The sequence below is a fragment of the Pseudomonas sp. B22(2017) genome, from assembly GCF_002113105.1.
In the GTDB taxonomy this organism is placed as follows: domain Bacteria; phylum Pseudomonadota; class Gammaproteobacteria; order Pseudomonadales; family Pseudomonadaceae; genus Aquipseudomonas; species Aquipseudomonas asiatica.
This window is the reverse complement of record NZ_NEJN01000003.1, coordinates 96,365-120,631: the sequence shown is the minus strand read 5'-3', so window position 1 is coordinate 120,631 and position 24,267 is coordinate 96,365. Positions and strand designations below refer to the sequence as shown.

Sequence of the window (24,267 nt, the reverse complement as noted above, 5' to 3'; positions counted from 1 at the left end):
GTGCCGGCCCAGGTCCCCTGTAGGAACAGCCTTGTGCTGCGAAGAGGCCAGTAGGGCAAACCATTTCAGTTGCCGCTAATGGCCTCTTCGCAGCACAAGGCTGCTCCTACAGGAACCGAGGCCGGTACAGGCAAAGCAAGGCTTGGCACTTTGTTCCAATAAGGAGTCCCCGGTGGACGAATACCAGCAAACCATCCGCGCCCTGTCCGACCGCATCGTCGCGGCACAGACCCCGATCCGGGTTCTGGACGCGGTGAAGTGGGACGACAACATCCGCCAGGGTTTCCTCAAGGCCAAGGGCAAGGAGCCGCCGGCTGTCGACCGTGCCTACTACCAGTCGCGCCCGCTGGCGTTCGATTCCAGCGCGGTCAAGGCCGAGTTTCAGGGCATCGAGCGCGACATCATTCGCCAGCTCGGCCAGTTCAACCCGGTCGGGCAGATCATGAAGCGCATGTGCCGCGAATACCGCATGGTGGTGCGCATGCTCGAAGCGCGTGGCACCGAGGATTTCGGGCTGATCTCCCAGGAACTGTACGGCGCTGCCTCGGATGCCTTCCACGCTGGTGATCCGACCTTGGCCGACCTCGGCCTGATGCTGTCGGACTACCTGAACAACATCGATGGCCGTGGCGACCTCAAGGACGAACCGAAGAACCTCACCGCCAAGGAGGCCGTGGAAATCCTCCAGCACCGGCTGAACAAGGTGTTTGGCGAGGCCGAAGAGACCATCCGTGTGTTCGAGTCCGACGGTATCGTCGCCGATGCCGCGGCCGGGGCCGACTACATCAAGGTGCGTGCCGACGCCATGTTCAACTCCCGTGACGTGCGCGCCCTGGAGGTGCACGAAGGGCTGGTGCATGTCGGCACCACGCTCAACGGCCTGAACCAGCCGATCTGTACCTTCCTGGCCAAGGGCCCGCCCTCGTCGACGGTGACCCAGGAAGGCCTGGCCATCCTCATGGAGGTGATCGCCTTCGCCTCCTACCCCAGCCGCCTGCGCAAGCTCACCAACCGCACCCGCGCCATCCACATGGTCGAGGAGGGTGCCGATTTCATGCAGATCTACAACTTCTTCCGCGAGCAGGGGTTCGAGATGGCGCAGAGCTACAGCAACGCCAGCCGGGTGTTCCGCGGGTCGGTGCCCAATGGCCTGCCATTTACCAAGGACTTGTCCTACCTCAAAGGCTTCATCATGGTTTACAACTACATTCAGTTGGCCGTGAAGAAGGGCAAGCTCGAACAGATCCCGTTGCTGTTCTGTGGCAAGACCACCCTGGAAGACATGCGTACCCTGCGACAGCTGGTCGAGGAAGGCCTGGTCGAGCCGCCCAAGTACCTGCCCGAGCAGTTCCGCGACCTCAATGCGCTGTCGGCCTGGATGTGCTTCTCCAACTTCCTCAACCACCTGAGCCTGGACCGTATTGAAGCCGATTACGCGAACATTCTCTGAGTGCTGCCGCCTGCTGGCCCTGGGTTTGATCCTGCTGGGCCTGGGCGGTTGCAGCAGCCTGCTGTTCTATCCCGAGCGCGGCCAGCCGTTCACGCCCGAGCGGGCCAGGCTCGAGTACCGCGATGTCACCTTGATCACTGCTGATGGCATCCGCCTGCACGGCTGGTGGTTGCCGGCCAAGGCCGGGGTCGAGGTCAAGGGCACGGTGCTGCACCTGCATGGCAATGGCGGCAACCTGCCTGGGCACCTGGGCGGCAGCTACTGGCTGCCGGAGCAGGGCTACCAGGTGTTGATGATCGATTACCGCGGCTATGGCCTGTCCCAGGGCGAGCCGAGCCTGCCCGAAGTGTACCAGGACATCGCCGCGGCCATGGCCTGGCTGGAGCAGGCGCCCGAGGTCAAGGGCAAGCCGCTGGTGCTGCTGGGGCAGAGCCTTGGCGGGGCCATGGCCATTCACTACCTGGCGGCCCATCCGGAGCAGCGCCAGCGTTTCAACGCCCTGGTGTTCGATGGTGTGCCGGCCAGTTACCGTGCGGTCGGGCGCTTTGCCCTCAGCACCTCGTGGATGACCTGGCCGCTGCAGGTGCCGCTGTCGTGGCTGGTGCCGGACGGCGACAGCGCGATCCGCTCGATCGAACAGCTGAGCAGCCCGCCCAAGCTGTTCTTCCACAGCATCGACGATACCCTGGTGCCGATGGACAACGGCATCCGCCTGTACCAGCACGCGCCAGCGCCGCGGGTGCTGCAACTGACCCGTGGTGGCCACGTGCAGACCTTCGCCGACCCGACCTGGCGCCAGGTCATGCTGCGTTTTCTTGACGACCCCAGCCATTTCAACGGCCTGCGGCGGCTGGCCGAAGTGCCCAATTACCCTGACGAGAAGAACAAGCAATGAGTGAAGAACGCAACGCCATCCCGCTGATCCTGACCGGTGTCTGCAGCATCATCGTGACGGTGGGGGCCTTGTGGTACTACGGTTACCTGCATTTCGCCAAGCCCGAAGATGCCCTGTTGCTGCAGGACTTCACCATGCTCAAGACCATCCCCGGCGAGGACTACAAGGTCTCGCTGGACCCGGCACCACAAATGGCCCAGTGCGTCGACGGCGTGTTGGTGCTGTTCGATACCCAGCAGAAAGGCCTGACAGGGGTGCTGGTGGACAACCGCAAGCGCGCTGTGCGTTGCATGGGCGAGGAAACGCCGCAGCAGGTGCAGTGAGCCATTATCTCTGCTGCCTGTGCTGGCCCTTTCGCGGCTGAAGCCGCTCCTACAGGGACCGCGCCAGTCCCTGTGGGAGCAGCTTCAGCCGCGAAAGGGCCAGCACAGGCAAAAGAAAGCCCCGCTTCGATCGCGGGGCTTGTCAGTTCAGCTAGCCAGCCTTACTGCTGTACCTGGCTCACAGAGCGAGGTGCCACCGGCTGGTTGTCGTTGGAGATGGTCACCTCCACCCGGCGGTTCTGCGCACGCCCCGAATTGCTCGAGTTGTCCGCTACCGGGTACTCCTTGCCATAGCCCTGGGCGACGATGCGCGCTGGGTCGACGCCAGCACGTACCAGTGCCATGCGTACACTGTTGGCGCGGCGCTCCGACAGGCCCTGGTTGTAGTTGGCCGAGCCGACGCTGTCGGTGTAACCCTCGACGATCACCTTGCGTTCCGGGTTTTCCTGGAGGAATTGCGCCAGCTTGGTGACGTTCGGGTAGGCGTTGCTCTTGAGTTCGGCCTTGTTGAAGTCGAACAGCACGTCTCCGAAGGTGACCAGCGTGCCGCGGTCGGTCTGCTTGGCGTTGAGGCTGTCCTGCAGCTTGGCGATCTGTGCGTCGCGTGCGTCAAGCTTGGCCTGGGCGCGCTGGGCCGAAGCGTTCTTCAGTTCGCTTTCGGCAGTGCGCAGGGCGATGGTCTGCTTGGCCACTTCGACGCGCTGGTTGGTCAGGTAGGCCAATTGGTCGACCTTCTTCTCGTCTTCACGGTCCATGTAGGCCTTGTCGGCCTTGTTCAGCCAGTCCTGGGCGTCCTTGGTCTCCAGCGCCGCAACCTTGCTCGATTGCGGGTCGCTCTGCAGCGAGGAGAAGTTGGTGCGGGCCGATTCGAGGTTGGCGTTAGGGTCGTGCGAGCAGGCGGCAAGGCCGACGCTCAGGGCCAGCAGGGCGGGAATCATGACGTAGTTGCGCATAGTGTTCATCCTTTGATCGTGTGCGAAGACCGAGGTGGGCAGGGCAGGGCTCACTGAGCGCTGCGCAGGCCTTCCTCACGTACGTCCTGAACGCCCTGGCGGGCATCCTGCACTGCCTTCTGGGCCTTGGCCGCCTGGGCCTTGCGTTCGGCGAGGCGGGCGTCCCATTCGGCCTGTTCGGCCAGGCGCCTGGCGTCGTCGTATTTCTTGTCATGCATGGCGATCTCGGCCTGCTTGAACTTGTCCTGGGCCGCTTTCATTTCCACGGCGGCGAACTCGGTGCCGCCAGCGCTGACGGCCGAGTTCACGGCGGACTGGGTGACTGCATACTGCTCGGTGGGCGGGTTGCCCGCACAGCCGGCCAGGACCAGGCTGCTGCCCAGGGCCAGCGCTGCCAGCTTGAACCCGCGCACATGAGTGGATGCGGGTTTGTAGATGCGGGTGTTCTTGGTGGTCAGTTCCATTGGATCACTCCTGTTTACGACGTTGTCCGTAGCAGTCCATCGCTCGTTCCCTGACACGTGCGCGCGCTTCAGCTCAACGGTGCACAACGGCAGGTGTGCAGGGTTTTAGCGTGATGGCTATTGGCTGTGACTGACGCGTTTTTTGGATAGTTCAGAAAAATTTGATCATGTTTGGGGTTTGTGGCGCCTGGGAGATCGAGCGCCGCCCGCGCGGCGCTTCGCAGCGCAAGGCTGCTCCTACATCTATTTCGGGCCAATTATTCCTGTGAGGTTTGTGCGCGAACGCTTTGGCGCATGGCTCGATATCGCGTTGTACGAACAAGGTGGTCGCGTGCACTGGCACAGGCGTGACTGGCCCGAAACAGATGTAGGAGCAGCCTTGCGCTGCGAAGCGCCGCGCGGGCGGCGCTCGATCTCCCGGGCGCTGCAAAACTCATGACCTACACCTTAGCTATTCGCTGTCGGCTGCTGGGTTGCTCAGGGCGTGCAGATGCTGTCGCGACAGTGACAGAAAGCGCGGAGTAGGGCCGATGTCCTCGTACAGCGGGTCGCCTTCCTCGTCGGTGGCAATGACCTGGCGGCCTTGCACATAGGGGAAGCTGGCCTCCAGTTCCTCGAGGGCTGCCGCGACCAGCTCTCCGAGCAGTTCCTCGGCGGTGCGCTTGGGGTACATGTCGATCAGCGCGGCCAGGCGCGCTTCGGACTCAAGGTCCAGATGCAGGACATGGCCCGTGGGGCTGAGGGTACCGGCGGCATTCTGTTCCCAGTGCTGGGCGAGTTCACGGATTTTCATGCTGACCTCTGTTGACGCCTGAAAGGGCTGCAATGCATGGGAGTGTCGTGCTTTCACTTTAGTTTGCTTTGGCCGATCACGGCTTGCCATCGGCGCCTGGCTGTGGGCACTCTTGGAGCGAATACCGCGCTCCCACAGGGGATCGCGTAAAGGCTGAAAAAGGGATGCACTGCGCCAGAGCCGCGCCGGAGAGAGGGCCAATGACCGATATCGATGTGCGTTTGCGTGAAGATGTCCATGTGTTGGGTGAACTGCTTGGCGATACCATTCGCCTGCAGCATGGCGAGGCGTTCCTGCAGAAGATCGAGGACATCCGTCACAGTGCCAAGGCCGACCGCCGTAGCGCCGGCGAGCAACTGAGCTCGACCCTGGCGGACCTGGCCGATGAAGACTTGCTGCCCGTGGCCAGGGCCTTCAATCAGTTCCTCAACCTGGCCAACATGGCCGAGCAGTACCAGTTGATCCGCCGCCGCGACGCCGACCAGCCCGAGCCGTTCGAGGCCCGGGTGCTGCCCGAGCTGCTGGCGCGCCTGAAGCAGGCCGGGCACAGCAATGATGCCCTGGCCCGGCAATTGGCCAAGCTCGACATCCAGCTGGTGCTCACTGCGCACCCCACCGAAGTGGCTCGCCGCACCCTGATCCAGAAGTACGACGCCATCGCCGGCCAACTGGCTGCCCAGGACCACCGCGACCTGACCCCGGGGGAACGCCAGCAGGTGCGCGAGCGCTTGCGCCGGCTGATCGCCGAGGCCTGGCACACCGAAGAAATCCGCCGTACCCGACCGACGCCGGTGGACGAAGCCAAGTGGGGCTTTGCGGTAATCGAGCATTCGCTGTGGCACGCCATCCCCAGCCACTTGCGCAAGGTCGACAAGGCCCTGCTGGAGGCTACCGGCCTGCGCCTGCCGCTGGAAGCGGCGCCGATCCGCTTCGCCTCGTGGATGGGCGGTGACCGTGATGGCAACCCCAACGTGACCGCAGCGGTCACCCGCGAAGTCCTGCTGCTGGCGCGCTGGATGGCTGCCGACCTGTTCCTGCGCGACATCGATGCGCTGGCTTCCGAGTTGTCCATGCAGCAGGCGGACGATGCGCTGCGCGAGCAGGTCGGCGACAGTCCCGAACCCTACCGCTCCCTGCTCAAGCAACTGCGCGATCGCCTGCGAGCAACGCGCGCGTGGGCGCATTCGGCATTGACCAGCAGCCAGCCGGCCAGCGCCGAGGTGCTGGTGGACAACCGCGACCTGATCGCGCCGCTGGAGCTGTGCTACCAGTCCCTGCACGCCTGCGGCATGGGTGTGATCGCCGAAGGCCCGTTGCTCGACTGCCTGCGCCGCGCCGTGACCTTTGGCCTGTTCCTGGGCCGCCTGGACGTGCGCCAGGACGCTGCCCGCCACCGTGATGCGTTGAGCGAGATTACCGACTACCTGGGCCTGGGGCGTTATGCCGACTGGGATGAAGAGCAGCGCATTGAGTTCCTACAGGCCGAGCTGAAAAACCGCCGGCCACTGCTGCCCGCGCACTTCAAGCCGCAGGCCGAGACCGCCGAGGTGCTTGCCACCTGCCGGGAAATTGCCGCCGCGCCAGCCGCATCGCTGGGCTCTTACGTGATCTCCATGGCCGGTGCCGCCTCGGATGTGCTGGCGGTGCAGCTGCTGTTGAAGGAGGCCGGCCTGACGCGGCCCATGCGCGTGGTGCCGCTGTTCGAGACCCTGGCCGACCTCGACAATGCTGGCCCGGTGATGCAACGCCTGCTTGGCCTGCCAGGCTACCGAGCGAACCTGCGCGGCCCGCAGGAAGTGATGATCGGCTATTCCGACTCGGCCAAGGACGCTGGTACCACGGCAGCAGCCTGGGCGCAGTACCGGGCCCAGGAAAACCTGGTGCGCATCTGCGCCGAGCACCAGGTCGAATTGCTGCTGTTCCACGGCCGTGGCGGCACGGTGGGCCGCGGCGGTGGCCCGGCCCACGCGGCGATCCTGTCGCAGCCACCGGGTTCGGTGGCGGGGCGCTTCCGCACCACCGAGCAGGGCGAGATGATCCGCTTCAAGTTCGGCTTGCCGGGTATCGCCGAGCAGAATCTGAACCTGTACCTGGCTGCGGTGCTGGAAGCCACCTTGTTGCCACCGCCACCACCGCAGCCGGCCTGGCGCGAGGTGATGGACCAGCTTGCCGCCGATGGCGTCAAGGCCTACCGCGGCGTGGTGCGGGAGAACCCCGATTTTGTCGAGTACTTCCGCCAGTCGACCCCGGAGCAGGAACTGGGGCGCCTGCCGCTGGGCAGCCGACCGGCCAAGCGCCGCGCCGGTGGCATCGAAAGCCTGCGGGCCATCCCGTGGATCTTCGGCTGGACCCAGACCCGCCTGATGCTGCCCGCCTGGCTTGGTTGGGAAACGGCATTGAACAATGCCCTGGCCCGTGGCCAGGGTGAACTGCTGGCGCAGATGCGCGAGCAATGGCCGTTCTTCCGCACCCGCATCGACATGCTCGAGATGGTGCTGGCCAAGGCCGATGCGCAGATCGCCGAGGCCTACGACGAACGTCTAGTGCAACCGCACCTGCTGCCTTTGGGTGCGCACCTGCGCGACCTATTGTCGCAGTCGTGCCAGGTGGTACTGGGCCTTACCGGGCAGCCGGTGCTACTGGCGCACAGCCCCGAGACGCTGGAATTCATCAGCCTGCGCAATACCTACCTGGACCCGTTGCACCGCCTGCAGGCCGAGTTGCTGGCCCGCTCGCGCAGCCGCGAAGCCGCTCTGGACAGCCCGTTGGAGCAGGCCTTGCTGGTGACTGTGGCGGGTATTGCAGCCGGCCTGCGCAACACCGGCTGAGGGTAAGCCCGGGGCGCACAGGGCAGGTGCCGTGCGGGGGATGCAAGTGGGCGAAGAGGGTGGTTGCGCCGGGCGCAACCGCCTGCCAGGCCAGCCGTAGGTGGCGCAATCCTGCAACTTTGGGACGCTTGTCTGGCTGCCGGGCGCTGTGTATCTTGAGCAGCCTTCTGACCGATTTATGGTCATACCCGATTTTCCGGACTTGGCCCTGGTCGCCGAATCCATTGAATTTCATAACAAAATTTGAGGAGCACGAGATGCGCGTAATTCTGCTGGGAGCTCCCGGGGCCGGTAAAGGTACTCAGGCAAAGTTCATCACCGAAAAGTTCGGTATCCCCCAGATCTCCACCGGTGACATGCTGCGTGCCGCCGTCAAGGCCGGTACCCCGCTGGGCCTGGAACTGAAGAAAGTCATGGATGCCGGCCAGCTGGTCTCCGACGAGTTGATCATCAGCCTGGTCAAGGAGCGCATCGCCCAGCCTGATTGCGCCAAGGGCTGCCTGTTCGACGGCTTCCCACGCACCATCCCGCAAGCCGAAGCCATGGTCGCTGCCGGTGTCGATATCGACGCCGTGGTCGAAATCGCCGTGGACGACGAGGAAATCGTCGGCCGCATGGCTGGCCGCCGCGTGCACCTGGCTTCGGGCCGCACCTACCACATTCAGTACAACCCGCCGAAAGTGGAAGGCAAGGACGACGAGACTGGTGAAGACCTGATCCAGCGTGATGACGACAAGGAAGAGACCGTTCGCCATCGCCTGTCGGTTTACCACAGCCAGACCAAGCCGCTGGTGGACTTCTACCAGAAGCTGTCGGCGGCCAATGCCGGCAAGCCGAAGTACAGCCACATCGAAGGCGTCGGCTCGGTCGAAGCCATCACCGCCAAGGTCCTGGCAGCCCTGAGCTGATCCAGCGCCTGACGCACCTCGACAACGGCCCGCTTGCGGGCCGTTGTCTTTTGGGGGGCTGCTTAAGCAGCCCATCGCCGGCAAGCCGGCTCCCACAGGACCGCGCCGATTCCGAAGGCTGTGCCGTACCCGTGGGAGCTGGCTTGCCGGCGATGGGCCGCACAGCGGCCCCTTGCGGACACAACGCCGCGGCTGCTCTATACTGCCGCTCTTTTCCCCCTAGTACCTGGATACCCGTTCGATGACCACCCTGCTGGCCCTGGATACCGCTACCGAAGCCTGTTCCGTCGCACTGCTGCATGACGGCAAGGTAACCAGCCATTACGAGGTGATCCCGCGCATGCATGCCCAGAAGCTGCTGCCGATGATCAAGCAGCTGCTGGCCGAGTCCGGCGTGGTGCTGAATGCGCTGGATGCCATCGCCTTTGGCCGTGGCCCGGGCGCTTTCACCGGCGTGCGCATTGCCATCGGGGTGGTCCAGGGCCTGGCCTTCGCACTGGAGCGCCCGGTTTTGCCGGTGTCCAACCTGGCCGCACTGGCCCAGGGCGCGCTGCGTGAACACGGTGTACAGCAAGTGGCGGCCGCCATTGATGCGCGCATGGATGAAGTGTATTGGGGCTGCTACCAGGCCGCCGAAGGTGAAATGCGCCTGGTCGGCCAGGAGGCAGTGCTGCCGCCCGAGCAGGTGGCGCTGCCGGTGGGCAGCGCTGGCGAGTGGTTCGGCGCCGGTACCGGTTGGGGTTATGCCGAGCGCCTGGCAGTGCAGGTGGCCGCCAGCAATGCCAGTGCCTTGCCCAACGCCCTGGACATCCTCAGCCTGGCCAGCTTTGCCTGGGCGCGTGGCGAGGCGATCGTTGCCGAACAGGCGCAACCGGTCTACCTGCGCGATAATGTAGCGACACCCAAGAAGCGCTGAGTGTTTTTCGTCGGTTATCGCCGATGACACTAAAACCTTTTGCGCGATCTGTGGTCCAGTTATCACTCGAGCATTAGCGATGGAACCCTGATGCTGCTAAATTGCCATCATTGGTTCTGAGTGCTCATGCCATGCGTATCGACGGTTTCTCATCGCAGTCCTATCCGATCAAGCGCACCCCGCGCAAGGCAGCGGTACGTGACGAGGCCATCGATGATGCCGAGGTGATCGAGGAGGTCGAGACCGCCCCTCAGGAAGCCACCGCTCGCCGCCGCAGCGGTGGCCTGCCAGCACGCCAGCAGGACATGATCTTCCCCCGCGCCCGTGACCGCCGCACCGCTACCGCATTGGCCAGCTACCTGAGCACTGCCGGTTTTACCGACTGGGACATGGAAGTACTGGGGCTCGACCTGTACATTTAGTGGATGAGTCCATCACCACTGCCTTATTTTCTCGGTTGCCCGTCATGGAGCGAAAACGCCTGGCGCGACTACCTGTATCCCGCCGACGCCAACAGCGGTGAAATGCTCGGCTACTACAGCCAGGTGTTCAACGCCGTCGAGGGCAATACCACTTTCTACGCACGCCCCGCACCAGGCACTATTGCGCGCTGGGCGCAGATCATGCCCGAACACTTTCGCTTCACTGCCAAGTTCCCCCGGGACATCAGCCATGAAGGCGACCTGCGCGATCAGCTGGAACCGGCCTTTGACTTCACCCGCCTGATGGCCCCGCTGGGCCAGCGCGTAGCGCCATACTGGCTGCAGTTGCCGGCCCAGTTCAGCCCAGCACGGCTGGGCGAGCTTTGCCACTTCCTTGACGAAGTCGGAGTGCCGGTGGCCGTGGAGGTGCGCAACCAGGCCTTCTTCGCCAAGGGTGAAGAAGAGCGGTTGCTCAACCGCCTGCTGCATGAGCGTGGCGTGGAACGTATCTGCCTGGACCCGCGCGCCTTGTTCAGCTGCACCTCTCGTGAACCTGCCGTGCTGCATGCGCAGGCGAAGAAGCCCAAGGTACCGCCACGCCCGGCAGCCTTCACCCAGCACCCGCAGGTGCGCTTCATCGGCCACCCGCAGCTGGAGGCCAACGAGGCCTTTCTTACCCCCTGGGTGGACAAGGTCGCCGCCTGGATCGAGGAAGGCCGCAACCCCTACATCTTCCTGCACACCTCGGACAACCGATTGGCCGCGGCGCTGGCCCAGCGTTTTCATCAACGCCTGATGCAGCGCCTACCGGGCCTTGCCGCGTTGCCGGAATTGCCGCGCACCCCCGAGGTCGAACAATTGGGGCTACTCTGACCTTCCCCTGACTGCCGGAGGTTGAACCATGGATGTGCAAACCCTGCGAGCCGAAGCCTTCAAGGCTCTGCACGAGCGCGACAGCGCCTTCGTCATCCCCAACCCGTGGGATGCCGGCTCGGCCAAGTTGCTGGCCAGCCTGGGCTTCGAGGCGCTGGCCACCACCAGTGCAGGCCTGGCTTTCAGCCTGGGGCGTCCGGACGCCGAAGGCGCCTTGAGCCTGGACGATACCCTTGATAATGCCGGGGAGATCGTCGATGCCACCCCGCTGCCGGTGGCTGCCGACTTGGAGAACGGCTTTGGTGACCTGCCCGAAGATTGTGCCCAGACCATCCTCCGCGCTGCCGAGGCTGGCCTGGTAGGCGGTTCCATCGAAGATGCCAGTGGCCGCAGTGAAGCGCCCATCTACGACTCCGGGCTGGCCGTGGAGCGCATTCGTGCAGCTGTGCAGGCAGCGCGTAGCCTGTCGTTCCCGTTCACCCTGTGCGCCCGGGCAGAGAACCTGCTGCACGGGCGCATGGACCTGGACGACACCATCCTGCGCCTGCAGGCCTATGCCGAGGCCGGTGCTGATGTGCTGTACGCGCCAGGGCTGCGGACTGTCGAGGAAATCCGCGCGGTGGTGCAGGCCCTCGCGCCGCGGCCGGTGAATGTGCTGATGGGCATGGCGGGCGTGCCGCTGAGCGTCAACCAGTTGCAGGACCTGGGTGTACGCCGCATCAGCGTCGGCTCGTCGCTTGCCCGTGCCGCGTTGGGGGCCTTCCACCGTGCCGCGCTGGAGATTCGCGATGAGGGCACCTTCGGCTATGGGGAGCAGGCGCTGCCATTCGCCAAACTCAACGACCTGTTCCGCCGCTGATGAGGGCCGTGCTGGCGTTGCTGGCCAGCCTGTCGCTGCTTGCGGGGCTGGCCTGGCACCTGGGTTGGCGGCTGCCCGCCGCGTGGAACCCGTGGGCGCCGCTCGACGTGCGTCAGCCCCCCAACCTGCTGACCCCGTACAAGTTGTCTCGCCTTCGCGATGACCCGACGCTGTGTCGCCTGGCACTTCAAACCAGCCAGCTGCGCTACCGGGCACAAGCCGACAGTTCGGCTACTGCCAACTGCCCATTGCGGAACGTATGGCGTATCGACGGTGGTCAGGCGCGGCTCGGCGGCAGCTTCCTGGCCAGTTGTCCGTTGGCAGTGGCGTATGCACTGTTCGAAAACCATGGGCTGCAGCCTGTGGCGCAACGGGTGTTGGGGCAGCCGGTGGTTCAGGTCGACCACCTGGGCAGTTTTGCCTGCCGCAATGTCTACCACCGCAAGCAGGGCCGGCTGAGCCAGCACGCCACGGCCGATGCCCTGGACATCAGTGGCTTTCGCCTGCGAGACGGCCAGCGCATCGTCCTTGCGCGGGACTGGCAGGCGGGCGGGCAGAAAGCGGAATTCCTTCGTCAGGTGCAGCGGGCGGCCTGTGACAGCTTCAGCACGGTACTTGGGCCGGACTACAACGCTGCACACCACAACCACTTTCATGTGGACATGGGCCGCTGGCAGATCTGTCGCTGAGCGTGGGCGCGTTCAGGCGTGGGCGCGCACGTTGTTAAGCACCACCGGGCGTGCCCAGTGGATGTCGAACTCCAGGTCGTTCTGTTGCTTGGCCAGGGTGGCGTCATCGAACGGTTCGGGCGCCGGGTCCAGCAGGTTGGTCTCGAACTCGGCGATCGGCAGGAACAGCGAGCGCGGAGCAGGGCCGGGGCCGGGCTCGGCAATCGGGTGACCTTGGCTCATCACCACCGGGCGTAGCCAGCTGTTGCTGATATCGAGCTGGCGCTGCTGCTCGATCAGCTCGACTGCGCTGAACGGCTCGGGGGCGGGCGGCAGCAGGTTGGCTTCGAGTTCTGCCTTGGGCAGGAACAGTGGCTCGGGCGGTGCCACGATGGTGTCATGCACCGGGCAGGCACGCTGGGCGTCGATCAGGGCTAGCGCCCGGGCGCCGCCGATCGGCTCGCCACTGCTCTGGTCGTATTGCACGAACGACTGGCTGACGCTGTCTACGGGCTCTTCCTGCTGCTCGGCCATGGCCCGGGCAAAGAAATCCTGCCACAGGTGGCTGACGCCCCCGAGTGCCTGAGTGTTGTGCTGACTGTAGTTGCCGACAGGCGACAGGTAGGTCAAGCCGATGGGAAGAGTATCTGACATGGCAGTCGCGCGCGTTGTGCTCTGGCAGAATAGCGGGATATTGCCTGTATCGGCCGAAGTAGCCGATACATTAACGGCTGGGTTCAATTTCTAGGTGTGAATGATGGAAGAGCAGGGCACAGGTATCCGGGTCGAGGCGCTGTCGGCTGAATTCGAGGCGCAAGCCGCTGCGTGGGCCGAGCGCCTTGAGTTGCCGCTGCAGGACGATGCTGCCGGGTTTGCCGTGCAGGTGGGCGTCGATGGTTTGCAGATCCAGCAATTGGGCCCGCAGGCCCCGGGGCCGGTGCGGGTGGACTTTGTCGAAGGCCAGGCCGCGCACCGGCGCCTGTTCGGTGGTGGCAACGGGCAGATGATCGCCAAGGCGGTGGGCATTGCCCAGGGCGTGCGTCCGCAGGTGCTGGATGCCACTGCCGGGCTGGGCAAGGACGCGTTCGTGCTGGCCAGCCTGGGCTGCCAGATGACCCTGATCGAGCGCCAGCCGCTGATTGCCGCGTTGCTGGAGGATGGCCTGGCGCGGGCGCGGTCGGATGAAGAGGTGGGGCCGATCGTGGGGCGCATGCGCCTGCTGACCGGCAACGCCATCGAGCGCATGCGCGCCTGGGAAGGTGAGGCGCCCCAGGTGATCTACCTCGACCCGATGTTCCCGCACCGGGACAAGAGTGCGCTGGTGAAGAAGGAAATGCGTGTGTTCCGCCCATTGGTCGGTGATGACCTGGATGCCCCGGCCCTGCTCGAAGCCGCCCTGGCGCTGGCCAGCCACCGGGTGGTGGTGAAGCGGCCGCGCAAGGCGCCGATCATCGACGGGCCGAAGCCGAGCCACAGCCTGGAGGGCAAGTCGAGCCGGTATGACATTTACCCGAAGAAAGCGTTGAGAGGCTGATCGCAACTGCGAGATCATCTTGTCAGTCTGGCCTCAATGCTAGTCCATGCGGATTTTTGCTACTTCCTTGTCGATGTAATTACCTGTGCATTTATCGAGTTGTTCCGAACGTGGCTCTCTTCTGGGCCACGTAGACGACGGCTGATCCCGCCTTTTGTAGAAATTAGAAGAGGTAGAGGCACCGTTGCTACTGTATTTTGCCTTAAGTTTTTCAAATCTTTCTGTTACATCTTCAAAGATTGCTGCCGCGTTGACGTATTGTGCTTTTCCATTGAATTCGTCACGCGTAAGGCTCGTTAAAATGGATTCTTGGGAAGTGGCGTTGAGGATTCTATTTTTACCTATTGTTCTTATTTCGGGGGATTGGGATATTGCCTCCTTCATCCCTTTAACTTTTTGGGCTGCAAAGTGTCGTGTAAGTATTTTGTATTCTCGGGATGTCAAACTGGGGTTGTTCTCGTACAGGCGAAGAATGATGTTTTTTGCGCGGTATCCTCCGGTCACGAATTTTAGTATCGAAAACATACCGCTAGGATCCGATCTGTTAATGGGATCATTGGTACAGTAAGCGTAAGCATTGATTCCCCCTTTTTCGAATGGGGACAAGCTATCTGCACTGTGAAAGCGCATCAGTCCCACGTTGAACAAGCGATGGCCATTACCGAGCAGGTAACCGATGGCTGAGGGTAGCCAGGTTTGCCCGGTAAAGCGGGACAGTACCTGGTAAGAGGCCGGTAAACTGTCATTGCCATAAGGGCTGTAGGCAATGGCCGTTTGGCTTCCTGCATGGGCGGTAACTGTCGACGCTTGGGCATCGGTGGCCAAAAGCTGTGTTGGCGTGGTTTGGTTGGTCGTTTCGCACAGATTCTGGTGGTTGGCGCTGACGACTGTGAAATGAGCACTGCCTGAGTGCACTGTCGAGAGTTTGCTGCCCTTGTAAAAAAGTTTGAGTGTTTGCATGGACATGGTCGCGTTCTATTGCGGACGAGTACATGAGAGTCTGTCAGGAGGGGGGCTGGTCAGATACTGGCAAAAATGTCAGGTAGTGCGCCGGTTGGGGCGCAGTAACTGGCATACGGGGTTCTACAAAGTGACCGCGTATGCCAGAAGGTGCTTTCAGGGTAGGTAAGCTCGCAAGAATACCCCCACCACCTCGCGCACATGCGCTTCTGCCTCGTCACCTTCCAGCGGCCCGGCACACCCCAGCAGCAACCGATAATCCGGCGCGCCCTTGACCAGGCAGAAGAAGTGTTCGGCAGCTCGCAGCGGGTTTTCGATGCGCAGCAGCCCGCGCTCATGCGCCCCGCGCAGCAAAGCTTCCATCCCCGCCAGCACGCGCTTGGGCCCGGCTTCGTAGAAGTACTCGCCAAAGCTCGGGTCGAGGCTGCCCTGGGCCATGATCAGGCGGCTCAGTTTGACCGCTTCATCGCTGCTGATCAGCGCCTGGAAACCACGGGCAATGGTCAGCAGTATCTCTTCTACCGGCACACCGTCGGGGTACTCGAACAGCAGGTCGGGCAACTGGATCTGGCAGGTTGCCATGACCGCCGAGCCGAAAAGCGTCTGCTTGTCGGTGAAGTGGCTGTATACGGTGAGCTTTGAAACACCTGCCGCCGCAGCGACCGCATCCATGCTGGTGTTGGCGTAACCGAGGCTGAGGAAAAGGGCTTTTGCTGCTTCGAGAATAGCCTCGCGTTTGGCCAGGTCCTTGGGCCGGCCCGGGCCGATGGGTGCGTCGTTGGACATTGTGGTCTGCATCTGGTTGAAGAAACACCATCTTAACGGTTCAGGCGCCATCCGGCTAAAGCCTGCGGGGAAAACCTGTGTGGCGGTAAATTGACGAGATAATTTTAACGTGTGTAACTTCGCGCCATTCGTCGATTAGTTGACTTTTCGTCGCATGCAGGAGTGCCCTCATGGGGGCGCCCGATGAGCCCAAGACATTGATTTTCAGGGGCGGGACGGGGTGAGCATGGCTCCCATCCACAGGGGGCTTGAGGTGCTGCCTGCCGGCGCGAGGGACTGGCAGCAGGCAAGGTTCGCCTAGACTCCACCGAAGGGTCTGTAGGAAAAGGCTTACAAGGGGAGGACATGGAACGTTTTTCATGGGAGACAGTAGGAGCAGCCTTGTGCTGCGAAGAGGCCGGTACAAGCAATAGAGAGGCTTTGTCAGTACCGGCCTCTTCGCAGCACAAGGCTGCTCCTACAGAACCTCGCCGAACCAATGAGTCATGTTTTGTTATATGAGCCGGCTTGCCGGCGATGGGCCGCAAAGCGGCTCCACTTCGCTTAACTGACTGGCATTGCGCTGCGAGGGTGGTTTCCAGGCCACCCTCGCAGGTTTCACGTACGCAGTGTTTCAGGCGCTGCCGTTGAAGATGTCGCTGTTGAAGATATCGACCCCGACCAGGGTGATGGTCGTCGTCTGCCCGCCGGATTCGGCAATGGAGATCCCGGTGATCGAGTTCATCAAGGAAACCGAGAACCTGGCCTACGACGTCAAATTGCAGTTCAGTGCGACGCTGACGGACAAAGATGGCGACTCGGCGAGTAGCACGTTCGACGCCAACCTGTTCGCCAACGAATCGGACAACGCACCGTTCGACTTCACCCTGGTTGGCACGACTGGCCAGCGCGATGCCTTCAACGTCGACCTGTCGACCGATCAGCTCCTCTACCAGGTCAGCGGGTTCGATGCTGGCGCGGGGCAACGAGACACGCTGGTGCTCAATGGTGATCCGAACGCCGTCGTCCAGTCGATCGACAACACTGGCGCAGACAGCATCTGTAGCGGGGCTTCGGTCGGGTCGGGTGCCCCGAGTCCTATGCCTTCGGCAACCTGATCGGAACCGGAAGTATCCTGCCGCAATATGGGTTCTGGGACAGTACGATCGGCGCCGACGGCCTGGGGGCTACCGGTCTGGCCTTTGGGGTCGACGGCGGCCCCGTTCTCGACGAGTACGCGGTTGTGATCCTGTGTGGTGGTGTACTCGATCTTACGTCATTGACGACGGTCGGGTTCGCGGTGGTGAACATCAGGAACAGGTTCTGGCGGGAGGGGGCGTTGGCCAGGCTGAATAACAGGTCCTGACTGGTGCCGATGAACACCTTGTTCAGCAGATTGAGCGCGTCGTCGGAGTTGCTCGTGTCCGGATGCTTCAGCGGTTGGTATTCCACCGTCCAGATCTTGCCGCCGCTGACGGGCGATCCGGTTTCTTCGATATAGCCCGCGAAGATGATCGCGCCTGTTGGCCCGCCAGCCCGGCCCAGCACTATGTTGTTGTCTGCAACGAGGTCGTTTCGTCCAGCGTCACGCTCACACCGGTCGCGGTGATGATCGGCGCGCTGTCTGTGAACGAGGCCGTGGCCCTCACCACTACCGGTTGTCGAGGCCTGACCACAGGGCTCTGTAATAGACCTCCACTATGGCGAAGCGCCATGAGCTGCGCATCGGCTGATACTCCTAGGCGGACTGGGAGTATCGGACTATATGGCCCTGGCGCCGGGAGCCCGAAGGCGCACGGTCACATGCCGTTCAACGCACGCCTGCCGTATTCGGCTGCAACCTCTTCCCGGCATCCGTTGCCTGACTTAATATACTCTCCAGTACAAATATTGAATGTGCCCTCCGCGAAAGGATTCATCATGTTGCGCCATGCCTTGTTCATTGCTCTGTCTGCCGCTGCCGCGCTGTTGCTGGCGGCGTGCGGCCAGGAAGCCGCCCCACCGGCTGCGCCGCGCCCGGCGCTGGTGGTGCAGCCGCAGCCGGCCGAAGCCGCTGCCGACAGTTACCCCGGCGAAGTGCGTGCACGCTTCGAGCCGGAACTGGCTTTCCGCATAGGCGGCAAGGTCAGCAAGCGCCTGGTCGAGGAGGGGCAGCGGGTAAAGGCCGACCAGCCGCTGGCCGAACTGGACCCGCAGGATGTGCGCCTGCAACTGGAGGCCAACCGTGCCCAGCTGGCAGCCGCCGAGGCCAACCTGTCGCTGGTGCGCGCCGAGCGCGATCGCTACCAGAAGCTGCTGGACCGGCAAATGGTCAGCCATTCCCAGTTCGATAACGCCGAAAATCTCTACCGTGCCGGCCTGGCCCGGTTGAAACAGGCCAAGGCCGAGTTCGACGTGGCTGGCAACCAGGCTGAATATGCTGTGCTGCGCGCCCCGCAGGCCGGGGTGATCGCCAAGCGCCAGGTGGAAGTGGGCCAGGTGGTCGGCGCAGGGCAGACTGTGTTCACCCTGGCCGCAGATGGCGAGCGGGAAGTCGCCATCGGCCTGCCGGAGCAGCAGTTCGCCCGCTTTGCCGTGGGCCAGCCGGTGAGCGTGGAGCTATGGTCGCACCCGCAGGAGCGCTTCCAGGGGCGTATCCGCGAGCTGTCACCGGCTGCCGACCCACGTTCGCGCACTTTCGCTGCCCGCATCGCCTTTACATCGGCCGCCACCCCGGCGGAGCTGGGCCAGAGCGCCCGGGTGTTCATCGCCCACGAAGGGCTGATCCCGTTGGCGGTGCCCCTGTCGGCAGTCACAGCGGAAAACGGCCAGGCCTACGTCTGGCGGGTCAACAAGGACAGCCGCCTGGAGCGGGCAGTGGTGCGCCTGGGGCCCTATGGCGCCGACAGCGTACCCGTGCTCGAAGGCCTCGCCCCCGGCGACTGGGTTGTCGCCGCGGGTGGCCATGTATTGCGCGAGGGCCAGGAGATACGCCCCGTGGACCGTACCAACCGCGTAGTGAACCTGACGGCCAAGGAGTAAGTCCCGATGGGTTTCAACCTTTCTGCCTGGGCGCTGCGCAACCGCCAGATCGTCCTGTTCCTGATGATCCTGCTGGCGGCCATTGGCGCCATGTCCTACACCAAGCTCGGCCAGAGTGAGGACCCGCCGTTCACCTTCAAGGCCATGGTCATTCGTACCCTATGGCCCGGTGCCACCGCTGAGGAAGTGTCGCGTCAGGTCACCGAGCGCATCGAAAAAAAGCTGATGGAAACTGGCGAGTACGAGCGGATCGTCTCGTTCTCCCGCCCGGGCGAATCGCAGGTCACCTTCATGGCCCGCGACTCGCTGCATTCCAAGGACATCCCCGAGCTGTGGTACCAGATCCGCAAGAAGGTCGCGGACATCCGCCACACCTTGCCGCCGGAGATCCAGGGCCCGTTCTTCAATGACGAGTTCGGCACCACCTTCGGCAATATCTATGCACTGACCGGTGAGGGCTTCGACTACGCGGTGCTCAAGGACTATGCCGACCGTATCCAGATCCAGTTGCAGCGGGTCAAGGACGTGGGCAAGGTCGAGCTGATCGGGCTGCAGGACGAGAAAATCTGGATCGAGCTATCCAACGTCAAGCTGGCCACCCTCGGCGTGCCGCTGGAGGCCGTGCAGCAGGCCCTGCAGGAGCAGAATGCGGTCAGCACCGCCGGTTTCTTCGAAACGCCCAGCGAGCGCCTGCAACTGCGGGTGAGCGGGCGCTTCGACAGCGTCGAGCAGATCCGCCAGTTCCCCATCCGCATAGCTGAACGCACCTTCCGTATCGGCGATGTGGCCGAGGTGCACCGCGGCTTCAACGACCCGCCCGCACCGCGCATGCGCTTCATGGGCGAGGATGCCATTGGCCTGGCGGTTTCGATGAAAGACGGCGGCGACATCCTGGTGCTGGGCAAGGCATTGGAAAGCGAGTTCGAGCGCCTGGCACGCAGCCTGCCGGCCGGCATGGAACTGCGCAAGGTCTCGGACCAGCCTGCGGCGGTCAAGGCCGGCGTGGGCGAGTTTGTCCAGGTGCTGGTCGAGGCGTTGGTCATCGTGCTGCTGGTGAGTTTCTTCTCGTTGGGCCTGCGCACGGGGCTGGTGGTGGCGCTGGCCATCCCGTTGGTGCTGGCCATGACCTTCGCCGCCATGCACTACTTCGGTATCGGCCTGCACAAGATCTCCCTCGGCGCGCTGGTGCTGGCCTTGGGCTTGTTGGTCGATGATGCGATCATTGCCGTGGAGATGATGGCGATCAAGATGGAGCAGGGCTACGACCGCCTCAAGGCGGCCAGCTACGCCTGGAGCAGCACCGCGTTCCCGATGCTCACCGGCACCCTGATCACGGCGGCGGGCTTCCTGCCCATTGCCACGGCGGCCTCCAGTACGGGCGAGTACACCCGTTCGATTTTCCAGGTGGTGACTATTGCCTTGCTGACCTCCTGGGTGGCCGCCGTGGTATTCGTGCCTTACCTGGGCGAGCGCCTGCTGCCGGACCTGGCCAAGCTGCATGCCTCCCGTCATGGCAAGGACGGCCACGCGCCAGACCCTTACGCCACACCGTTCTACCAGCGTGTACGGCGTGTGGTGGAGTGGTGTGTGCGTCGGCGCAAGACGGTGATCCTGCTGACCATTGCCGCCTTTGTCGGCAGTATCCTGCTGTTCCGTTTCGTGCCCCAGCAGTTCTTCCCGGCCTCAGGGCGCCCGGAGTTGATGGTCGACCTGAAACTGGCCGAGGGTGCCTCGCTGGCCAACACCGCCGAGCGGGTCAAGCAACTGGAGGCGTTGCTCAAGCAGCAGGAAGGTATCGACAATTATGTGGCCTACGTGGGCACCGGTTCGCCGCGTTTCTACCTGCCACTGGACCAGCAGCTGCCGGCGGCCAGCTTCGCCCAGTTCGTGGTACTGGCCAAGTCGATGGAAGACCGCGAGCGCCTGCGCAGCTGGCTGATCAGCACCATGGACCAGCAGTTCCCCGACCTGCGTGCCCGGGTCACCCGCCTGGAAAACGGCCCGCCCGTGGGGTACCCGGTGCAGTTCCGGGTGACTGGCGAGCACATCGAGAAGGCCCGCGCGCTGGCCCGTGAAGTGGCCGACAAGGTGCGCCAGAACCCGCATGTGGTGAACGTGCACCTGGACTGGGAAGAGCCGAGCAAGGCGGTGTTCCTCGAGATCGACCAGGACCGCGCCCGCGCCTTGGGTGTGAGCACCGCTCACCTGTCGAGCTTCCTGCAAAGCTCGCTGACCGGCACCACGGTCAGCCAGTATCGCGAGGACAACGAGTTGATCGAGATCCTGCTGCGCGGCACCCGGCAGGAACGCAGCGAGCTTGGCAACCTCGGCAGCCTGGCACTGCCGACCGACAATGGCCAGAGCGTGGCGTTGTCGCAGGTCGCGACCCTGGAGTACGGCTTCGAGGAGGGCATCATCTGGCACCGTAACCGCTTGCCGACGGTGACCGTGCGCGCCGATATCTACGACAAGGAGCAGCCGGCGACGCTGGTGAAACAGATAGAACCGACCCTGCGTGACATTCGTGCCAAGCTGCCGGATGGTTATTTGCTGGAAGTGGGCGGCACGGTCGAGGACTCCGAGCGCGGGCAGAAGTCGGTGAATGCCGGCATGCCGCTGTTCGTGGTGGTGGTGCTGAGCTTGCTGATGATCCAGCTGCGCAGCTTCTCGCGCACGGTGATGGTGTTCCTCACCGCGCCGCTGGGGCTGATTGGCGTGACCTTGTTCTTGCTGGTATTCCGCCAGCCGTTCGGCTTTGTCGCCATGCTTGGCACCATTGCCTTGGCGGGGATGATCATGCGCAACTCGGTGATCCTGGTGGACCAGATCGAGCAGGACATCGCGGCGGGGCTGGATCGCTGGCAAGCGATCATCGAAGCCACGGTGAGGCGCTTCCGCCCGATCGTGCTGACTGCTTTGGCGGCGGTGCTGGCGATGATCCCGTTGTCTCGCAGTGTGTTCTACGGGCCGATGGCGGTGGCGATCATGGGCGGGTTGATCGTGGCCACCGTGCTTACCCTGCTGTTCCTGCCGGCGTTGTATGCGGCTTGGTTCAGGGTGAAGAAAGCCTAGCGGCTGTCATCGCACTGTAGGAGCAGCCTTGTGCTGCGAAGAGGCCGGCACGGCAACATGAATTTTCATGTGCTGCCCCGGCCTCTTTGCAGCACAAGGCTGCTCCTACAAGGATTTGCGACAACCGGGATTCAGAGGGCGCCGAAGACCTTCTTGGCCAGGCTGGTAGCCGCTTCAGCCGGGTTCTGGCGAATGCTCTGCTCCTGCTTGGCAATCATTTCGAACAGGCCATCCAGTGCCTTTTCAGTCACGTAGTTCTCGATGCTGGCGCTCTTGGCATCGACCACACCCAACGCCACTGCCTGCCCGGCAAAGTTGTTGTACTGCTGAGCCAGGCCAACCTTGTCGGTAGCCTGCTTGACGATCGGCAGGAACTTGGCGCGGATCTGCTCGCGGCTACTCTTGTTCAGGTACTGGGTGGCCGAGTCGTCACCGCCGGCGAGGATGCCCTTGGCATCGGTCACGCTCATGTTCTTCACGGCATCTACCAGAATCGCCTGGGCCTGCGGCACGGCAGCCTCGGCGGCCTTGTTCATGCTGGTTTCCAAGGCCTCGACCTGTTCACCCTTGCCGAACATCTTCATCGCCTTGGCGGCCTTGCCCAGGTTGCCAGGCAGTTCGATGCGCACGTCGGGGTTGTCGCTGAAGCCGCCCGGGGTGCTCAGCTGCTTGACGGCCAATTGTGCGCCTTGGGTCAGGGCATCCTTCAGGCCGCCAGTGGCGTCTTTCTGGGTCAGATCGCCCAGCGACAGGGCCAGGGCACTGGCCGACAGCAGCAGGCCGGCACACAGGGTGGTGAAGCGCAGGGAAGTGCGGATCATGAAGCTTTCCTTGTAAACAGATGAATACGGGTTTCAGCGGACCGGATCGACCTTGATCCGCACGGGCTGAGGGTCACTGCCGTCGAGCATGACACCGTGGTGCTCGGTGTTTATGAACAGCAGCTTGCCGTCCAGCTCGATGCGCGCGCTTACCGCATAGCGGTGGCCTGGCTTGACCTGGGCCGGGTCGTAGATGAGGTGGAATGGCAGCGGTACGTTGCCTTTGACCGGGCCAGCCTGGCGGGCCAGGGTAACCGCCGGGGCGTCCATCAGCGAGACGTCCTGCAGCTCCACGCTGAGGGTGGCGGCCGGTGGCAGGGCACTGCGTTGCAGGTAGAAGACTTCGCCATCCAGGCTGGCCTGGTTGGACGGGGTGTGGCTGGAACAGGCTGCTAGCAAGGATGCGCAACACAGCATAAAGAGCTTTTTCATGGTATCTCCGAAGTCCTTGGCGTTGGCTTGTGGCCAACCCCAGGGACTTTAGCGGATTTCTTCTGGTGGGTCCTTGATGAAGATGCGACAAAGACAAAGAGGTGGAGAGCAAGGCGAAGCGCAATATTCAGCTACGGCGCGGCGGTCGCAGGCTGATTGCCTCCAGTTCGGTAACGCTTGGAAGGGTCAGGCCGCGCAGCGTTCTCCCGGCGTACGGGGTCATGGTGTGTGGGTCGTAGTAGGCCACGCGCAGATGCAAGGGTTCGTCGTCATTGACTGTGTTGCCATCCAGGTACGTGGTAAGCGTCACAGGTCCGTGTGTCGGCCACAGGGCGGCACCGGCAATGTAGCTGGAGCTTCTGTTGCTGTAACCGTCTTCCTGGGTCCGATACAGGCCGAACGTCATGAGCGCCTGTGGCCTTAGCAACTCTTCGGGAATCTCGATGATGTTCTTCATCTCGATGATCGCGGGCGACAGGGGCTGCTGACTTTGCTCGCCAGGCTGGGCGGGTATCCTCAGGACCATGGGAGGGTTTGGCTCAGGCTGGTTGATTGCAAGAGGCATCGACAGGCTCAAGCCGTTTGGCTCTTCATTGACGCCAACACCATAACTGGCCACTAGCGTTGGTTCGGCACCTTCCGGCAGGCTATTGCGGTCCAGCAGCAAGTTGAAAGGCATTGCGACGCCAAGCGTCTGGCACCCCCAGGCGGCCAGGATGATCTTGTTCTCATCCGTGCCCAACTGTACGCGTACGCCAAGGTGCGGTGCGCCTTCAGCTGTATGGATGCACGACGGGACAAGCACGGTCCCGCGGATCTCGATGAAGTTGGCGGGTAGCATGTTGGTATTCCTCGGTTCGGTCATGGGTACAGGCGCCAGTCACTCAGCGAGGTTGTTGCTGAACTGGCGACCGTTTTCGGTGGCAATCTGGTCGACAGTCACCCGTTGTGTACCCGATACCGTGGCTGGTTCTATCGAGTGACGGCTGGTGGTGAGGTAGCGCAGTTGGCCGTCTATCTCGATGCGCGCGGCGAGGGCATAGCTGCGGCGTGGGTCGATAAGGCTGGTATCAAACGTCAGCGGTAGATTGATCGGCATCAGGCCGCCACAGCGCAGACGCAACTCGGCAAGGCTGATGGAGCGCGCATCTGCCTTCGAAATATCGATCAGCTTCAATTCAACCAGGCCGGACGGTGCGAGCGCGTTATCGCCAGAGGAAACGATTTCAACGTCCAGCGTCTTCATTTGAGTCATGTTGGTGCTCCTTGAGAGGGATGTGCTGAAGAGCACTGTGATCCTGATCCCTCCC

At 63.1% G+C, this 24,267-nt stretch carries 23 protein-coding genes and 2 pseudogenes; 14 read left to right on the top strand and 11 right to left on the bottom strand.

What is annotated here, in order from left to right:
- Positions 1-172: 172 nt before the first annotated feature.
- The 3 genes from CAG18_RS08145 to CAG18_RS08135 are packed head-to-tail and all read left to right on the top strand — an operon-like array spanning position 173 to position 2,668.
- The gene (locus tag CAG18_RS08145; RefSeq protein ID WP_013971219.1) at positions 173-1,450 is read left to right on the top strand and encodes a flavohemoglobin expression-modulating QEGLA motif protein; all 1,278 of its coding nucleotides are present in this window, start codon (positions 173-175) and stop codon (positions 1,448-1,450) included.
- Positions 1,422-2,345: an alpha/beta hydrolase gene (locus tag CAG18_RS08140; RefSeq protein ID WP_054573217.1), complete on the top strand. Its 924-nt coding sequence runs from the start codon at positions 1,422-1,424 to the stop codon at positions 2,343-2,345. Before CAG18_RS08145 ends, CAG18_RS08140 begins: the two co-directional genes overlap by 29 nt.
- Positions 2,342-2,668: a hypothetical protein gene (locus CAG18_RS08135; protein ID WP_085720720.1), complete on the top strand. Its 327-nt coding sequence runs from the start codon at positions 2,342-2,344 to the stop codon at positions 2,666-2,668. Before CAG18_RS08140 ends, CAG18_RS08135 begins: the two co-directional genes overlap by 4 nt.
- A gap of 161 nt (positions 2,669-2,829) precedes the next feature.
- On the opposite strand, the gene CAG18_RS08130 is transcribed toward CAG18_RS08135, so the two are convergent.
- From CAG18_RS08130 to CAG18_RS08120, 3 genes are all read right to left on the bottom strand, one after another.
- On the bottom strand, positions 2,830-3,621 hold the full coding sequence (locus tag CAG18_RS08130) for an OmpA family protein (protein WP_015269164.1): 792 nt from the start codon (positions 3,619-3,621) through the stop codon (positions 2,830-2,832).
- A 50-nt stretch (positions 3,622-3,671) separates the two neighbouring features.
- Positions 3,672-4,085, bottom strand: a complete 414-nt coding sequence (locus CAG18_RS08125) for a DUF4398 domain-containing protein (protein ID WP_085720719.1) — start codon at positions 4,083-4,085, stop codon at positions 3,672-3,674.
- Positions 4,086-4,536: 451 nt separating this feature from the next.
- Positions 4,537-4,878: a hypothetical protein gene (locus tag CAG18_RS08120; protein ID WP_015269165.1), complete on the bottom strand. Its 342-nt coding sequence runs from the start codon at positions 4,876-4,878 to the stop codon at positions 4,537-4,539.
- Positions 4,879-5,078: 200 nt separating this feature from the next.
- Between CAG18_RS08120 and ppc the strand changes: the two genes are divergently transcribed.
- The 7 genes from ppc (at position 5,079) to CAG18_RS08085 (ending at position 12,373) form a co-directional block, all read left to right on the top strand.
- Positions 5,079-7,706 (top strand): phosphoenolpyruvate carboxylase, encoded by a 2,628-nt coding sequence (ppc, locus tag CAG18_RS08115; protein WP_015269166.1) that lies wholly within the window; start codon positions 5,079-5,081, stop codon positions 7,704-7,706.
- Positions 7,707-7,963: 257 nt separating this feature from the next.
- A complete protein-coding gene (adk, locus tag CAG18_RS08110; RefSeq protein ID WP_003259830.1) occupies positions 7,964-8,614 on the top strand; it encodes an adenylate kinase in 651 nt (216 codons plus the stop codon).
- 241 nt (positions 8,615-8,855) lie between these two features.
- A complete protein-coding gene (gene tsaB / locus CAG18_RS08105) occupies positions 8,856-9,530 on the top strand; it encodes a tRNA (adenosine(37)-N6)-threonylcarbamoyltransferase complex dimerization subunit type 1 TsaB (protein WP_085720718.1) in 675 nt (224 codons plus the stop codon).
- Positions 9,531-9,661: 131 nt separating this feature from the next.
- Positions 9,662-9,952, top strand: a complete 291-nt coding sequence (locus CAG18_RS08100; protein WP_025337946.1) for a hypothetical protein — start codon at positions 9,662-9,664, stop codon at positions 9,950-9,952.
- A gap of 3 nt (positions 9,953-9,955) precedes the next feature.
- Positions 9,956-10,825: a DUF72 domain-containing protein gene (locus CAG18_RS08095; protein WP_061303165.1), complete on the top strand. Its 870-nt coding sequence runs from the start codon at positions 9,956-9,958 to the stop codon at positions 10,823-10,825.
- A gap of 28 nt (positions 10,826-10,853) precedes the next feature.
- Positions 10,854-11,684: an oxaloacetate decarboxylase gene (locus CAG18_RS08090; RefSeq protein WP_015269169.1), complete on the top strand. Its 831-nt coding sequence runs from the start codon at positions 10,854-10,856 to the stop codon at positions 11,682-11,684.
- Complete coding sequence (locus CAG18_RS08085; RefSeq protein WP_085720717.1) at positions 11,684-12,373, top strand: extensin family protein; 690 nt, start codon at positions 11,684-11,686, stop codon at positions 12,371-12,373. Before CAG18_RS08090 ends, CAG18_RS08085 begins: the two co-directional genes overlap by 1 nt.
- Positions 12,374-12,385: 12 nt before the next feature.
- Here CAG18_RS08085 and CAG18_RS08080 read toward each other — a convergent pair whose 3' ends face one another.
- Positions 12,386-13,006 (bottom strand): hypothetical protein, encoded by a 621-nt coding sequence (locus CAG18_RS08080; protein ID WP_039612814.1) that lies wholly within the window; start codon positions 13,004-13,006, stop codon positions 12,386-12,388.
- Between the two features lie 103 nt (positions 13,007-13,109).
- On the opposite strand from CAG18_RS08080, the gene CAG18_RS08075 reads away from it, so the two are divergent.
- A complete protein-coding gene (locus CAG18_RS08075) occupies positions 13,110-13,886 on the top strand; it encodes a class I SAM-dependent methyltransferase (protein WP_085720716.1) in 777 nt (258 codons plus the stop codon).
- Between the two features lie 39 nt (positions 13,887-13,925).
- On the opposite strand, the gene CAG18_RS08070 is transcribed toward CAG18_RS08075, so the two are convergent.
- Together CAG18_RS08070 and CAG18_RS08065 are read right to left on the bottom strand one after the other, a co-directional pair.
- Positions 13,926-14,852, bottom strand: coding sequence for an RHS repeat-associated core domain-containing protein (locus tag CAG18_RS08070; RefSeq protein WP_015269173.1), 927 nt, complete (start codon positions 14,850-14,852; stop codon positions 13,926-13,928).
- A 150-nt stretch (positions 14,853-15,002) separates the two neighbouring features.
- A complete protein-coding gene (locus CAG18_RS08065; RefSeq protein ID WP_085720715.1) occupies positions 15,003-15,644 on the bottom strand; it encodes a TetR/AcrR family transcriptional regulator in 642 nt (213 codons plus the stop codon).
- A 686-nt stretch (positions 15,645-16,330) separates the two neighbouring features.
- On the opposite strand from CAG18_RS08065, the pseudogene CAG18_RS08060 reads away from it, so the two are divergent.
- Positions 16,331-16,693, top strand: a pseudogene (locus CAG18_RS08060) (hypothetical protein); the annotation flags it as partial.
- A gap of 193 nt (positions 16,694-16,886) precedes the next feature.
- Here the strand turns inward: CAG18_RS08060 and CAG18_RS08055 are convergent.
- Positions 16,887-17,171: pseudogene (locus CAG18_RS08055) on the bottom strand (hypothetical protein); the annotation flags it as partial.
- A gap of 360 nt (positions 17,172-17,531) precedes the next feature.
- On the opposite strand from CAG18_RS08055, the gene CAG18_RS08050 reads away from it, so the two are divergent.
- A complete protein-coding gene (locus tag CAG18_RS08050) occupies positions 17,532-18,632 on the top strand; it encodes an efflux RND transporter periplasmic adaptor subunit (protein ID WP_015269177.1) in 1,101 nt (366 codons plus the stop codon).
- 6 nt (positions 18,633-18,638) lie between these two features.
- Positions 18,639-21,704, top strand: coding sequence for an efflux RND transporter permease subunit (locus tag CAG18_RS08045; protein ID WP_015269178.1), 3,066 nt, complete (start codon positions 18,639-18,641; stop codon positions 21,702-21,704).
- A 131-nt stretch (positions 21,705-21,835) separates the two neighbouring features.
- Here the strand turns inward: CAG18_RS08045 and CAG18_RS08040 are convergent, their stop codons facing one another.
- The 4 genes from CAG18_RS08040 to CAG18_RS08025 form a co-directional block, all read right to left on the bottom strand.
- Positions 21,836-22,525: a DUF4197 domain-containing protein gene (locus CAG18_RS08040; protein WP_015269179.1), complete on the bottom strand. Its 690-nt coding sequence runs from the start codon at positions 22,523-22,525 to the stop codon at positions 21,836-21,838.
- Between the two features lie 33 nt (positions 22,526-22,558).
- Positions 22,559-22,957: a YbaY family lipoprotein gene (locus CAG18_RS08035; RefSeq protein WP_015269180.1), complete on the bottom strand. Its 399-nt coding sequence runs from the start codon at positions 22,955-22,957 to the stop codon at positions 22,559-22,561.
- A 127-nt stretch (positions 22,958-23,084) separates the two neighbouring features.
- The gene (locus tag CAG18_RS08030) at positions 23,085-23,798 is read right to left on the bottom strand and encodes a hypothetical protein (RefSeq protein WP_015269181.1); all 714 of its coding nucleotides are present in this window, start codon (positions 23,796-23,798) and stop codon (positions 23,085-23,087) included.
- 39 nt (positions 23,799-23,837) lie between these two features.
- A complete protein-coding gene (locus CAG18_RS08025) occupies positions 23,838-24,212 on the bottom strand; it encodes a YbaY family lipoprotein (protein WP_085720713.1) in 375 nt (124 codons plus the stop codon).
- Positions 24,213-24,267 lie beyond the last annotated feature (55 nt).

Coding starts and splice junctions, on each gene's coding strand:
- CAG18_RS08135 (WP_085720720.1), top strand. CDS start 2,342: ATGAGTGAAGAACGCAACGCCATCCCGCTGATCCTGACCGGTGTCTGC.
- CAG18_RS08130 (WP_015269164.1), bottom strand. CDS start 3,621: ATGCGCAACTACGTCATGATTCCCGCCCTGCTGGCCCTGAGCGTCGGC.
- CAG18_RS08125 (WP_085720719.1), bottom strand. CDS start 4,085: ATGGAACTGACCACCAAGAACACCCGCATCTACAAACCCGCATCCACT.
- CAG18_RS08120 (WP_015269165.1), bottom strand. CDS start 4,878: ATGAAAATCCGTGAACTCGCCCAGCACTGGGAACAGAATGCCGCCGGT.
- ppc (WP_015269166.1), top strand. CDS start 5,079: ATGACCGATATCGATGTGCGTTTGCGTGAAGATGTCCATGTGTTGGGT.
- adk (WP_003259830.1), top strand. CDS start 7,964: ATGCGCGTAATTCTGCTGGGAGCTCCCGGGGCCGGTAAAGGTACTCAG.
- tsaB (WP_085720718.1), top strand. CDS start 8,856: ATGACCACCCTGCTGGCCCTGGATACCGCTACCGAAGCCTGTTCCGTC.
- CAG18_RS08100 (WP_025337946.1), top strand. CDS start 9,662: ATGCGTATCGACGGTTTCTCATCGCAGTCCTATCCGATCAAGCGCACC.
- CAG18_RS08095 (WP_061303165.1), top strand. CDS start 9,956: ATGAGTCCATCACCACTGCCTTATTTTCTCGGTTGCCCGTCATGGAGC.
- CAG18_RS08090 (WP_015269169.1), top strand. CDS start 10,854: ATGGATGTGCAAACCCTGCGAGCCGAAGCCTTCAAGGCTCTGCACGAG.
- CAG18_RS08085 (WP_085720717.1), top strand. CDS start 11,684: ATGAGGGCCGTGCTGGCGTTGCTGGCCAGCCTGTCGCTGCTTGCGGGG.
- CAG18_RS08080 (WP_039612814.1), bottom strand. CDS start 13,006: ATGTCAGATACTCTTCCCATCGGCTTGACCTACCTGTCGCCTGTCGGC.
- CAG18_RS08075 (WP_085720716.1), top strand. CDS start 13,110: ATGGAAGAGCAGGGCACAGGTATCCGGGTCGAGGCGCTGTCGGCTGAA.
- CAG18_RS08070 (WP_015269173.1), bottom strand. CDS start 14,852: ATGTCCATGCAAACACTCAAACTTTTTTACAAGGGCAGCAAACTCTCG.
- CAG18_RS08065 (WP_085720715.1), bottom strand. CDS start 15,644: ATGCAGACCACAATGTCCAACGACGCACCCATCGGCCCGGGCCGGCCC.
- CAG18_RS08050 (WP_015269177.1), top strand. CDS start 17,532: ATGTTGCGCCATGCCTTGTTCATTGCTCTGTCTGCCGCTGCCGCGCTG.
- CAG18_RS08045 (WP_015269178.1), top strand. CDS start 18,639: ATGGGTTTCAACCTTTCTGCCTGGGCGCTGCGCAACCGCCAGATCGTC.
- CAG18_RS08040 (WP_015269179.1), bottom strand. CDS start 22,525: ATGATCCGCACTTCCCTGCGCTTCACCACCCTGTGTGCCGGCCTGCTG.
- CAG18_RS08035 (WP_015269180.1), bottom strand. CDS start 22,957: ATGAAAAAGCTCTTTATGCTGTGTTGCGCATCCTTGCTAGCAGCCTGT.
- CAG18_RS08030 (WP_015269181.1), bottom strand. CDS start 23,798: ATGCTACCCGCCAACTTCATCGAGATCCGCGGGACCGTGCTTGTCCCG.
- CAG18_RS08025 (WP_085720713.1), bottom strand. CDS start 24,212: ATGACTCAAATGAAGACGCTGGACGTTGAAATCGTTTCCTCTGGCGAT.